Consider the following 12,969-nt stretch of genomic DNA (forward strand, 5'->3'; position numbering starts at 1 on the left):
CCGTGGCCAAAACGGGGAACGGGGAACAACATGCAAACCATCAAAGCAGCCGTCTGCCGCGCGTTTGGCGCGCCACTGGTGATCGAAGACGTCCTGCTCGCGCCTCCCGGAATGGGCGAGGTCGAGGTTGAACTGGGCGCCGTGGCCATCTGCCATTCCGACATCACCTTTGCCAGCGGTGCGTGGGGTGGGTTTCTGCCAGCCGTGTACGGTCACGAGGCAGCGGGTGTTATCACCGATGTCGGGGATGGTGTCGGCGACTTCAAGATCGGCGATACAGTTGTCGTGACCCTGATCCGCGCCTGCGGCTCGTGCCCGTCCTGCGCCAGCGGCAAGCCGACGATTTGCGAGACCCCCTATGACACGGTCAAAGGGCCATTGCGCACGGCGGATGGCGGGCCGCTGGAACAGGCCATGGCCTGTGGGGCCTTTGCCGAAAAGGTCGTGGTCAGCCACCGTCAGATCGTCAAAATCCCGCCAAGCATGCCCAAAGACATCGCCAGCCTGCTGTCCTGCGGCGTCATAACCGGGGTCGGTGCCGCAGTGAACGCCGCCGCCCTACGCCCCGGCCAGGACGTCGTCGTGATCGGTGCGGGCGGGGTCGGGCTCAACGCCATTCAGGGTGCGCGTATTGCAGGGGCCCGCCGTGTCGTCGCCGTCGACATGTCAGAAGAAAAACTTGAGATCGCAAAGGAGTTCGGCGCGACTCATGGGGTTCTGGGAACCCTCGATCAACCTTGGAAAGCGGCCTACAAAGCATTGGGAGGCCGGGGGGCGGATGCGGTCCTGATAACTGTCGGCGCAATTGCCGCCTATGATCAGGCACCACGCTATCTGGCACGTGGCGGCAAGGCTGTCATGATCGGAATGCCGCATTCCGGTGCTCAGGCGACCTACGAGCCGGTCATCCTGGCCGCCATCGGCCAGGGCCTGATCGGATCCAAGATGGGCGATGTGGTCATTCAGCGGGACATTCCGTGGATGATCGACCTGTATGAACAGGGGCGGTTGAAGCTGGACGAACTGATCTCGGGCCGGTGGTTGCTGAGCCAGATCAACGACGCCATCGAAGACACCAAGACCGGCTCGGCCAAGCGCAATGTGATCCTGTTCGACAAGGGTTGACCGCCCTAGAAAGAGACATCGATGAAGCTGCAAGACCTCGACATCATCGTCACGGCACCACCCGCACCGGGCTGGGGCGGGCGGTATTGGATATTGGTCAAGGTGACGACCGACACCGGGATCACCGGATGGGGCGAATGCTATGCGTCGTCCATCGGCCCGGATGCGATGCAGCATGTGATCCGTGATGTGTTCGAACGACACATGGCTGGGGAAAATCCCGAAAACATCGAGCTGATGTTCCGCCGCGCCTATTCCAGCGGTTTCACCCAGCGCCCAGATTTGACCGTGATGGGTGCTTTTTCTGGGCTCGAGATCGCTTGCTGGGACATTCTGGGCAAGGATCGCGACCGGCCTGTTCATGCTCTGCTTGGCGGGCGCATGAACGACCGCATCCGGGCCTATACCTACCTCTATCCCCTGCCCCAGCATAATCTGACCGATTTCTGGACCTCACCGGAACAGGCCGCAGAATGCGCCGCCGAAATGGTCAAACGCGGATACACAGCGGTCAAGTTCGACCCGGCAGGCCCCTATACGATCCGTGGCGGCCATATGCCCGCGATGAGCGATATCTCTCAGTCCGTGGCCTTTTGCAAAGCCATTCGCGAGGCGGTGGGCGACAAGGCCGACCTGCTGTTTGGGACCCATGGGCAATTCAACACCGCAGGCGCAATTCGTCTTGGGCAGGCGCTGGAACCCTATTCGCCGCTTTGGTTCGAAGAGCCCACGCCGCCTGACATGATCGAAGATATGGCGCGTGTCGCCCGCAACGTACGTATCCCCGTGGCCACGGGAGAGCGCATGACAACCAAGGCCGAATTCGGTGCCGTGCTGCGCGCAGGAGCAGCGGAAATCCTGCAACCGGCGCTGGGTCGCGCAGGTGGGATCTGGGAGATGAAGAAAGTCGCTGCCATGGCCGAGGTGTTTAACGCCCAAATGGCACCGCATCTGTATGCGGGGCCGGTTGAGTGGGCCGCCAATATCCACCTTGCCGCCTCGATCCCGAACCTGTTGCTGCTGGAGAGTATCGAAACACCGTTCCACGATCAGTTGATCAAGGGGACCATCCGGGTTGAGGATGGTTTTGTCGCACCTCCTACGACCGCGGGTCTGGGGATCGATGTCGACGAGGCGCTGGCCCGTGCGCATCCGTATACGGGTGACGGGCTGCACCTGCAGATGCAGGAGGGTCCTTGCGACTATGCCGACGGCAACGCCTTTCAGGGCGGTGCCCCGGCAACTGACAGCTGACGCACGGGTAAGTCAGACAGCTCAACGCTAGTTGGAGACGTATCCCGCAATGACCTGCAACAGTTTGAATGCGGTTGCAGCGTCGTTTTCGACCACGGCCATAAACTCTTCCTCACCAATGCGCAGACAGGACAGATCGGTCTCGGCCACCATGCTAAGCGCGCGCGGTTCTTTGCGGATCAAGCCAAGCTCGCCGACCAACGCGCCAGGCCCCACCGCTAGGATCAGCTTGTCCGGCCCGTCCGGCTGTGGAAGGTACAATCCCGCTTCGCCCTCAAGCACCACATAGGCACCATCAGTGGGTTGATCGTCTTTCAGGAAAATGACCTGCCCGGCCGACGCCTCGAACCAGCGCGCACCAAAGGCCAGCAGGCGCAGCTGCCGTCGATCCAGCCCGGAAAATAGCGGCGTCTGTTCCAGCGCACGCAGCTTGCGCGCAAGGTCGGCTGAGGCAGCGCTGTCTTCTTCCACGTCGGCAGGCCCTTCGTCTGTAACCACCCGACCTTGCCGGATTTCGACATACATGTCGAATACATCAGGGCTTTCGAACTGATCGTTGAGGTAGATGACAGTTGTATCCGGCAACAACTGACGCAGGTTCTTGTACACCGCAACCTGCGTCTGCATGTCATAACTGGCCAGCGCGTTTTCCAGTATCAGGATGTCGGGCTTCTTGATTGTCGCCCGCGTGAACGCCAGCGGTTCGGCAAAGACGGCCGGCAAATTCTGACCACCCAGCGCCACCGGGATGTCATAGATCAATTCCACCACCAAAGGTCGCGCGCCGTTCTCGGCCAATACATCGACGATAAGTTTGCGCACCTCGTCCGACCGTGCGCCGCCTATCTGGCTGACTTTTCCGAACAACGCGTTCTCCATCACCGTCAGGCCCGGCGCGAATTTGGCTGCATCCAGTGGAACAAACACATCATGCAACAGCTGCATCAGTTTGTCCGAATGACTGGCGCGCAATTCGAGGATGCGGTTTTTCAACTCATCGCTAAAGGCGGGGCCGATCTGCTCGGCCGAGATCACGAAGGGCACTGCCAGCAAATTGGCAAGTTGTTCGTCATCCAGCCCCTGCCCGCCCTCCTGCCGGGTCCGTTCAACAAGTTCAACCGCCGCTTCGTAAGTCTGTGCCTCAAGGCCCAGCTTGCGGAACAGGGGATGATCGGTCCCGTCCAGTCCAAAGATCTGGCGCAGCATATCGATCACATCGCGCGTCAGAGCGATAAGGGTCTCGTCCAGACCCAGTTCGCGCAATTGACCGAGGAACACTGTTTGCTGGGCCAGCAATTCCTGCGTGACAGGAACTCGTGGTGTCGCAAACAACAGATTCTCAACAACCGGCAGCGCCGGGTTATAGACCTCGCGATCAAAGATCAGCGCTTGCTGATCCAGCTTGGCACGCCGAATGGCCTGCTGAACGGTTGGGCGCAATTCGACAAGCTTTTGCGCCAGTTCCGCGTGCGTACCCTCATCAAATACCTGTTCGGCACCCCGGCGATAAAGCGCAGTGCCCGAGCCCATGCCGTCGATCAGTTTGAGCCACCAGTCACGCAGATCGCCGGCGCTGTCCAATCCGGCCAGAGACGGGTCCAGCCAATCGGCGTTGAACGGATCGCTACTGTTCCCGGCGCGCAAGGTCTCGGCAAAATCCGCTGTCGTATCGGGTGAAGTCACCGGTTTGTACCGCATGGGCATCATGACGTTTTCGCCCAGCGTACCCTGGAACATAACCGGCCGCGAGGTGGCATGGCCGATACGTGCTGCCACGACGCCCTGGTGCAGAGACGCCAGGTTCTGCCCCCCGACCTCGACCCGGCCCGAGCTTGGCAGAATCTCCCGCGTCAACAATTCGGCTACGGCGCGGCGATCCTCTTCCGAGGGCGCGGCGATGCCGATCGTCTTGCCTGCCGGGAATGTCAGGTCCAGGTCGTCCAGAACCTGGTTGCCGTCAATGTCCCGCACCGAAACCTGATTCAGCACGATGTCTCCGCTCAGATGCGGTTGGGATTCGGGATCACCTTCGAACAGCGTCTCGTCGGTCATTCCCGATGGTGCGAACCGCTCGATCACCACGTTCCAGCGCAAAGACATGTCCTGCGTCTGATTGTAGTAGGTGAGCAATTCCTTCCACGGCGAGCTCAGGTCCTTGTACGCCGCCAACGCGGCCACCAGCGCCCCCAGCGAAACCGAGCCCTGCAGAACCAGCAGGCCGCCGACCAGATAGAACATGAATGGCGTCAGTTGCGAGATGAAGTTGTTGATGAACTTCATAAAGAACTTTTTCTGATAGATCTCGAACCGGATGCCGTACAAACGGCCCAGTTGATCCGAGATCTTTGCCCGGCGATAACGCCAGCCACCATTGGCGCGCAAGGTCGCGGCACCGGCTGCGTTCTCGCCAATCTGCGCGGCCAGAATGCGAACCTCTTGTATGCGCTTCTTGTTCAACAAGTTGATCTGGCGCTGCAATTTCGGGATCAGCCACGCCTGCAACGGAATCAGCGCGACGGCTGCCAGCCCGAACCAAACGCTTTGCAGAAACAGGAAGGACAGGATGGTGATCATCTGACCCGCCTGCAGCACCGGCTGGCTAATCGCATCCCCCATCAGCCCGCCCATGGGTTCGCTTTCCGCCGTGACCATCGAGACCATTTCACCTTGGCTGACACGCTCGAAATACGGTTGCGGGAACCTCAGCGCGCGGCTGATCAACTGGTAACGAAAGCGGCGCAGCATCCGTTCGCTCAGCACACCTTTCATGGTGTTGATGCGCATTTTCATCAGGCCGTGCGCCAGCACCGCCAGCAGAAAGCCAAAACACAGGATCATCAGGAACGTTGTCTGCGGCAGACTGAAGCCCCAGACATCGACAATTGAGCTGGACGCGCCAATGGCGTCATTGATAATCCGCTTGGGCAGTTCCAGCGTCAGATAGAGCAGAGGGAACAGAGTCGCCGTCACGGCCAGTAGAATCAACTGGTCGCGTTTGGAGTATTTCCAGATAAACTGAAAAATCGTCCGCTCGATAAAACCCGCCCCCGGTTAATGAATCGCCGATCAAACCCTTGATTTTGGCAAAAATACGCCCGTCCGAAAGTACCGCAATCCGAACCATAGACGCAAATGAATTTGCGAATTGCATCAATTTCGCCTTGTGTGAACTAGTTCATTTGCGCACAGCGGATTTACCGCCTAGTGTTCGTCTCAGGACGATATCGGGAGGGTTCATTTGCCTGCGACGCTAGGCACAGTATTGCTGCTGCTCTGTCTTTTGCAGATCAAGCACATGTTTGCCGACTTTTATCTGCAGACGCCCAAGATGCTTTCGGGGCGTAGCACTTATTTTCACATCGGACGGGCGCAACATGCAGCGGTGCATGTGGTGGGATCGGTCATTATTTTCGCGCTGTTCCGCGCCCCGGTAGAATTCATCCTGATCATTGCCGCGCTAGAATGGATCATTCACTTCCACATCGACTTTGCCAAGGCCGCCTATTCGGACAAGAAAAACCTCAAACCCGACCAAGCCGGGTTCTGGCGTGCGGCGGGCCTGGATCAGCTGATGCATAACCTGACATACATAGCCATGGTTTGGGCCTGGGCGGCATTTGCGGCCTGAGAAAAAGAGTGACAAACGAAGCTGTCGCTTGAACGTTGTTGAATCTATGGCTGGCTCAATCTACCCGGTCAGTGCACGACGTCTTGTAGGTTTCCAGCCATAGCTGGTCCAATGCATCGATCTTCGCGGGGTCGTATTCGTGTTGCTTGTCCCAATAGCGTCCTGTCGGCTCAAAGTACCCCAACTTGGCCTCGCGTTTCAGAACCGCGCCCATCCCTTTTGGATAGGGCAACGGCACCTCGCCCTCGCAGCCACGCGAGACCGAAGGAAAGATCAGGCGGCTTTCTGCGGAAGACAGGCGAACAATACGGCAACGCTGCGCCGCGCCGAACAGCGCCAGACGCGCCGATTTCGCTGAAAGCGAGCGCAAGGTCACATCGCGACGCAACGGATCGGCAGCACCCCTGCCGTAGAAATGCGATTTGCCGGATTGCGGATAAACCATATCGCAGCCAAGATAGGCAACCACCGCTGGTTTCAACGCAGCCAAAGCCCAGTACCCCGCAGTGAATGCCATGGTTCCGCCCGCGTAGACAAATCCACCAAAGGTGTTCTGAATCGGCACATAGTCCTGCGCTGTGACGATGCGCTGGCGGCTGTTCAAAGCCTTCGGTCGGTTTTCAACCGGAAAGTCCTCGGGGTGGATCAGAAAGTCCCAATCCGGCCTGATCCGCCATGCGTTGTTGATTGCCACGATATGCGTAAACCCTTTGCGCGACCAATGGCGCGCGCGCAGCGCATCAGGCGCACTGCCGAGTATCATGACATGGTGCCGGTTTGGTTCCATCGCTTAGACCACAGGTTTACGTACGTCCCAAACCTAGCCCCGTGTACAAGCGAATCCAGTCCGGTCTTATCGACGTCGATCTCAGGTCGCTTTTCCAGCCCAATGACGCTGGGAGTAGGCGCTGAACTCGGCAACTTCTTCGGGTCTGGGCGAGACGCCGGTGAAGACGTAGAGATAATGCGGCACCAGAGCGATCCGTGTTTCCATCGGCTCATTCAACTGGGCCAGATCATAACCGATCTGCATGTAATACAGCACGCGTGCGCGGGTTTCGGCCTCGATCTCGGAATAGCCGTAGCGTGCGAACATGGCGTGCAGCGCAGTCAATCGCTTGGCATCGGACTGATCCAGAACACGCCGCACTTTGCCGGACTTCCGGGCCCAGTCCCGTACGGCAAAATCAAGTGCCGTATCGAAAAGCTCGGTGTTGACGACGCAGCGGTGCACATTGCACACCGCCGCCGTAATCGTTGGTGCCGCAGCCTCGGCCTGCTTGATCAGGCCCGCAGTATTGGTGGCCTGCCATCGCGCCAAAAGTGCATCCAACAGTTCCTGCCGGGATTTGAAGTACCAGTAGAAGGACGACCGTGACACCGCCATCCGTTCCGCCAGATTCAACACCTTGATCTGATCGACCCCATCCGAAATCAGCACGTCCATCGCCACGTTCAGCCAGTCGTCGCGTGTGACCTTGACGTTGCCGACCAGAGGCTCGGCCTTCGGGTCGTCGCGATGCAGGATCGGTTTGGTGTTCATTCAGCTCTCCGGCGGCGCGCCGCCTTCGGCGGTACGGCGCGCGATGAAGTCTTTCAGCGTACCCAGCCGGTCGATATCGCCATGCGGTGCCTTGAAATCGCTCAGAATGCCTTTCCAGACACCCGTTGCCCGCTGGTTGGCATCCAATGCACCGCGTTCCGTCCATGTTCCGAAATTAGCGTAGTCATGCACATGCGGCTGGTAGAATTCGGTATTGTACCGCTCCATTGTCTGGCTAGAGGCAAAAAAGTGCCCACTGGGCTCGACCTCGTTCAAGGCAGAGTCAAATCCGATCTCGGCTGTCCCGGCCTGCGCACCGGCACAAAGCTCGGCGACCATGTTCAGAACCTCGGCATCGCAGACCAGCTTTTCGAACGATACGGTCAGCCCACCCTCGAGCCATCCGGCGGAATGAATGATCACGGTCGCCCCGGCCATCAAACAACCCCAGAGCCCAAACTGGTTCTCATTGGCTGCCTGCACGTCGTTGATATTCGATGCCGATCCCGCTGCCGAGCGCCATGGAAGGCCCAGATGCCGTGCCAGTTGCCCTGCCGCCAGCGATGCCTGAAAATGCGAGGGCGTGCCAAACGCAGGCGCCCCTGATTTCATGTCTACATTGCTGGTGAACGTGCCATAGCACACCGGCGCGCCCGGGTTGGTGAGCTGTGTCAGCGTCAGCGCTGCCAGCGCCTCGGCATGGGACAGAGTTATCGCGCCGGCGACCGTGATCGGGGCCATAGCCCCCATCAGCGTAAAGGGTGTGATGATCGACATCTGACCATGACGGGCAAAATCGATCAGCCCCTGCGCCATAGGAATATCGAGCGTGCGCGGGCTGTTGGTGTTGATGATCGTGTAGCAATGTGGGCTTGCCCGGAACGCATCATCACTAAGGCCGCGCGCAATGGACAGCATCTCAAAGCAATCCGTTACCTGCGGCGTCCCGCGCGAGAAGAAGAACGGAAACTTGTCCGTCAGTTCCATCTGCGCCTGCGTGGTAAAGTAGTGACGCAGATGGGTCGGCACATCCTGCGGCTCGACTTGGGGTGAGATCATCTGGAAGACGTCAAAATGATGCGTCAGTTTCAGGAACTCCAGATAATCCTGTCCGGTTGCCGGACGGCGGCCGCGTTCAAGATCGGTGGCATTCGGGGCACCTGCGCCGGGTTGAAACACCAACGAGCCCAATTCCAGCGTAAAGTCCCGATTGCGCGCACCCGCACGGCAGTCAATCGACTTGGGGGCTGACGCTACTGCGGCCTCAACCATGTCGCGACCGATAAAGACCATCTCGGTGTCTTCGTCGACTCGTGCGCCACCCGCCGCGAACAAACGGCGGGCTTCAGGCAGCAAAACTTTGACGCCCAGCTCCTGCAACACTCGCAAGGCGGTTTCGTGCATTTCGGCGATCTGATCCGCCGGGAAAACCTCCATCTGCGGGAAGGGATTCTTGAGTTGGCGGTAGTTCACATCCCGGCTGGGCGGAGGCGCAGCGTCTGCCCCTCGCCCGCGCCGTCGGCGACCGCGCTCGGATGTTTGCGAAATGACCATCAGCCTCTCATCGCCTTGCCTTGCGGGTCATAAGGCGACGGCGCGATCACCTTCGCCGGACGCTCAACCCCAACTACGTGCACGGTCAATTCGGTGCCAGGCTCGGCCTTGTCACGGTTGACCAGCGCCATGGCCAGCGATTTGCCGGTGTGGTGGCCATATCCGCCCGAGGTCACAAAGCCGACGCGGTCTTCACCTGACCAGATCGGCTCATAGCCGCTTGTATCCGCGTCAAGCGCATCGATCTCCATCGTCACCTGCACCTGTGCCGGGCCATTGCCGTCACGCTCGGCCACTGCGGCATCCTTGCCGACAAAGTCCTTATCCCAGTCGATCCAGCGATCCATACCGGTCATCCCCGGCGTATAAAGCTGGGTAAACTCAGCAGACCAGATGCCAAAGCTTTTCTCGAGACGGGTCGAGAGCATCGCATTGAACCCGCATTCCCGAATACCGTCTTCGGCCCCGGCCTCCAGCAGCATACGGCGCAGCTTGATATGGTCGCCATAGCGGCAGTTGATTTCATAGCCCTTCTCGCCGGTCACAGACATGCGGGCGACGCGGGCACGCACGAGGCCAATATCAAACTCGCCACAGCCCATGAATTTCAGGCCAGAGATATCCTGTTCGGCCAGTTTCTCGACCACTGCCTGCGATTTCGGCCCGACGACGGCGAAGCCACAATATTCCTCGCCGAGATCGCGGATCTTGACGCCATCAATCATGTGATCGTCGAACCAGCGCATATGCCAGGCCCGCAGGTAGTAACTGCCCATGATCCACCAGGTTCCGTCACCCCAGTTGAGCACCGTCAGATCGCCCTTGAGCCGCCCGTTCTCGCCCAGCATCGGCGCGAGTTTGGCTCGACCCGGTGCGGGCAGTTTCGAGGCCATGACCTTGTCCAGCCAGATCTCCGCGTTCGGGCCGCTGACCTCGAACCGGGAAAAGCCGGAAATATCCAACAGACCAACGCCTTCGCGGATCACCTTGCACTCGTCGGCCACGATGTCATGCGCGTTGGACCGCTTGAGCGTCGGCGTTTCTTCGAACCCTTTCGGCGCAAAGTACAGCGGCACCTCAAGATCCCAGCTAACGCCCCATTTACAGCCCGCCTCGGTCATCGCGTCATGTGCCGGGGCCATTTTCAGCGGGCGGCCTGCAGGTAGCTGTTCGTTCGGATAGGTCATCACGAACCGTCGGGAATAGAACTGGCCGGTGGTTTCGCGGATATAGCGCTTGTTTTGCGCAAAATCGCCATAACGGGCCACGTCCATCGGCCAGGCATCCGCCTCGGGCTCGCCATGGATCATCCATTCGGCCAGCGTCTTGCCGACGCCGCCGCCTTGCAGGAATCCGGCCATCACTGCGCAGGCCGACCAATAGCCGCGTTTGCCCGGCACCGGACCGACCAGAGGGTTGCCATCCGGCGAGAAGGTGAACGCGCCGTTCACCCATGTCTTGATGCCCACGTTCTGGATCGATGGGTAACGCTCAAAGCCCAGGGTCAGTTCATTCTCAATCCGGTCGAGTTGTTCCTGAAACAGCTCTTCACCATAATTCCACGGCGCGCCGTCCATGGCCCAATGTTCGTGGTCGACTTCATATATACCGACAAGAACGCCCTTCTGGTCCTGCCGCATATACGTGAACCCCTCGAGGTCCACGGTCATCGGCATTTCAAAATCCGAAGCAGCAACTTCGGGCACCGTGTCGGTAATCAGATAGTGGTGTTTCAACGGCGAAACCGGTAGTTCGACCCCGGCCATGCGCCCCACCTGCTTGGCCCACAAACCAGCGGCGTTGACGACATGTTCGCAGGTGATCGTGCCCTTGTCGGTGACGACTTGCCAACCATCAGCGGTCTGGATCAGTTCTTCGACCTTGGTTTCCTCGTAATACTCCGCACCGCGCTTTCTGGCGGCTGTCGCATACGCCTGAACGGTACCAGTGGTATCGATGTAACCCTCGCGATCTGCCCACATCGCGCCCAACACGCCATCGGTCGACATGATCGGGCAGCGTTTCTGGGCTTCTTCCGGGCTCAGCAGCTCGCAATCGTCGATACCGATGGATTGGAAGATGCGGTAGTTTGCCTGCAGCCATTCCCACCGCTCCGGGGTACCGGCAAGCGTCAGGCCGCCGGTTACGTGAAAGCCGATATTCTGGCCCGATTCCTTTTCGATCTCGCTGAGCAGGTCGATGGTATAGGATTGCAACGCCGCCATATTCGGATCAGCGTTCAGCGCATGAACCCCCCCGGCCGCGTGCCACGATGACCCCGACGCCAGACGCCGACGTTCCAACATGACCACGTCAGACCAACCGAACTTGGCCAGATGATACAGAACCGAGGCGCCGACGACGCCGCCCCCGATAACAACGACTCGATAATGCGATTTCATCCTGCCCTCCCCGCATGACTCGCGAAGGACGCTAGACGCACTGTTCACATCTGTCTAGACATTTCTGTACAGTAGTGAACGTGATCCCGCCATAGTGGTCAAATGCTGCTAAAGACTGGCGCTCGGGCGCTCCTGGATCGCGTCGAACCAGGCCAGTGTTGCCGTATTTCCCTCGGGGATTCGCATTTTTATCACACGTGCGAAATCGACAAAAACAAAGCCCGTGATGTCAGCCAGCGAAAACATGTCGCCCGCCAGAAACGCGCTTTGTTGCAACCGGCCTTCCAGAAGGTCGAAGAAGGCGCTGACGCGATCCTTGCCCCTCTGCGCCAAAGCAGGAATTTGCGGGTAATTCACCGGGCCGGGAATTGCCCGGTCGGTAAACGCCGGGTGGCTATTGCGCAGAGTGTCGGCAATCGGGGCACCGCCCTGTTGCTCTGCGATGGCGTTCCACATCAGAACCGCGCCCTTTTCATCAGGATTGCGCCCCATCAATGGCGGTTCGGGGAACTTGGCCTCAAGATACGCGGCGATGCCGAGATTTTCGGTCAGGACCGTGCCTTCATACGTGACCAGAACGGGAACTGTGGCCCTGGGATTGATGGCGCGAAACGCTTCGGCCATTTGTTCCCGGTCGGCAATCGAGACGTCACGGGTCTCGATCTGCTGGCCTTTCTCGGCGATGAACATCCTTGCCCGGCGCGGGCTCGGGGCAGTTTTGCAATCGTAGAACAGCATTGGCACGGTCCTTGCGGGTTCAATTGGGTCTGATGCGCGCTTTCGCCAGTCTGCAAGCTTGAGGCTGCGCGTCGGATCAACGACGGTAGATGAAACACCGCCCCTCGACCGCGCCTGCGGGTAGAGGCAACTCGGTCAATCCCTCAAAATACATCCGATCGCTGGACACCATCAACCCGCCCGGGGCCAACAAGGGTTCGATCAGCGGCGATACAAACCGCGCAAACGCATCGTTCTTTTCCCGATTGTGACCGCCAAGATCGGCATGGATCAAACTGGCCGAGGCGCCGAACCGGTCCACCGAGGCAGGCAAAGTCTCGCGCACATCGCCCAAAATTACCCGATCTTCGGGCGGGGTCGAATCTGGATGCGCTGCAACCGCACGCTCGAAAACAAATACCGGCCGGTCCTGAATGTGCTGGATCATGTGGTGGTAGGTCCGCCCGTTGCCCAGGCCCAGCTCAAAAACCGGACCGGGCTGACCCGAGGTTTCGGCGATCGCGAAATCCAGACAGGCGCGTTGTGACACCATACGGTCAATGAACAGATCCAAACGGCTTTGATTGTCGGACACGGGCGCTCCTTTTCATGTCATGTGCCGACAGAGATGTAGTGCCGACAGCACCTTAGATGTCAAATACTCAACTCATTGTGTAGGCAATCAGCCCCGAATTTCACAATTCCGCGACAATTCCGCCCAAGAAGGTGTTTGACTACGCCGCCAC

At 59.2% G+C, this 12,969-nt stretch carries 10 protein-coding genes; 3 read left to right on the forward strand and 7 right to left on the reverse strand.

Going from position 1 to position 12,969, the window contains the following annotated elements:
- Window positions 1-30: 30 nt before the first annotated feature.
- Together ACR0LX_RS09165 and ACR0LX_RS09170 are read left to right on the forward strand one after the other, a co-directional pair.
- Entirely contained in the window at window positions 31-1,125 is a 1,095-nt protein-coding gene (locus ACR0LX_RS09165; RefSeq protein ID WP_480783428.1) for a zinc-binding dehydrogenase, read from the forward strand.
- A gap of 21 nt (window positions 1,126-1,146) precedes the next feature.
- Window positions 1,147-2,379, forward strand: a complete 1,233-nt coding sequence (locus tag ACR0LX_RS09170; RefSeq protein WP_480783429.1) for a mandelate racemase/muconate lactonizing enzyme family protein — start codon at window positions 1,147-1,149, stop codon at window positions 2,377-2,379.
- A gap of 27 nt (window positions 2,380-2,406) precedes the next feature.
- On the opposite strand, the gene ACR0LX_RS09175 is transcribed toward ACR0LX_RS09170, so the two are convergent.
- The gene (locus tag ACR0LX_RS09175; RefSeq protein WP_480783539.1) at window positions 2,407-5,403 is read right to left on the reverse strand and encodes an ABC transporter transmembrane domain-containing protein; all 2,997 of its coding nucleotides are present in this window, start codon (window positions 5,401-5,403) and stop codon (window positions 2,407-2,409) included.
- Window positions 5,404-5,617: 214 nt separating this feature from the next.
- Here ACR0LX_RS09175 and ACR0LX_RS09180 point away from each other — a divergent pair, with 214 nt between their 5' ends.
- Window positions 5,618-6,007 carry a DUF3307 domain-containing protein gene (locus ACR0LX_RS09180; protein WP_480571725.1) on the forward strand — a complete coding sequence of 130 codons (390 nt, stop codon included), beginning with the start codon at window positions 5,618-5,620 and terminating at the stop codon, window positions 6,005-6,007.
- Window positions 6,008-6,062: 55 nt separating this feature from the next.
- Here ACR0LX_RS09180 and ACR0LX_RS09185 read toward each other — a convergent pair whose 3' ends face one another.
- The 6 genes from ACR0LX_RS09185 to ACR0LX_RS09210 form a co-directional block, all read right to left on the reverse strand.
- Window positions 6,063-6,770, reverse strand: coding sequence for a hypothetical protein (locus ACR0LX_RS09185; protein WP_480783430.1), 708 nt, complete (start codon window positions 6,768-6,770; stop codon window positions 6,063-6,065).
- A gap of 105 nt (window positions 6,771-6,875) precedes the next feature.
- Complete coding sequence (locus tag ACR0LX_RS09190) at window positions 6,876-7,550, reverse strand: TetR/AcrR family transcriptional regulator (RefSeq protein ID WP_480783431.1); 675 nt, start codon at window positions 7,548-7,550, stop codon at window positions 6,876-6,878.
- Window positions 7,551-9,104 carry a trimethylamine methyltransferase family protein gene (locus tag ACR0LX_RS09195; protein ID WP_480783432.1) on the reverse strand — a complete coding sequence of 518 codons (1,554 nt, stop codon included), beginning with the start codon at window positions 9,102-9,104 and terminating at the stop codon, window positions 7,551-7,553.
- Entirely contained in the window at window positions 9,104-11,506 is a 2,403-nt protein-coding gene (locus ACR0LX_RS09200) for a GcvT family protein (protein ID WP_480783433.1), read from the reverse strand. The genes ACR0LX_RS09195 and ACR0LX_RS09200 overlap by 1 nt, the downstream gene beginning before the upstream one ends.
- Window positions 11,507-11,614: 108 nt before the next feature.
- Window positions 11,615-12,244 (reverse strand): glutathione S-transferase, encoded by a 630-nt coding sequence (locus ACR0LX_RS09205; RefSeq protein ID WP_480783434.1) that lies wholly within the window; start codon window positions 12,242-12,244, stop codon window positions 11,615-11,617.
- Window positions 12,245-12,320: 76 nt separating this feature from the next.
- Window positions 12,321-12,818 carry a class I SAM-dependent methyltransferase gene (locus ACR0LX_RS09210; RefSeq protein ID WP_480783435.1) on the reverse strand — a complete coding sequence of 166 codons (498 nt, stop codon included), beginning with the start codon at window positions 12,816-12,818 and terminating at the stop codon, window positions 12,321-12,323.
- Window positions 12,819-12,969 lie beyond the last annotated feature (151 nt).

The organism is Ruegeria sp. CH11 (assembly GCF_056537105.1).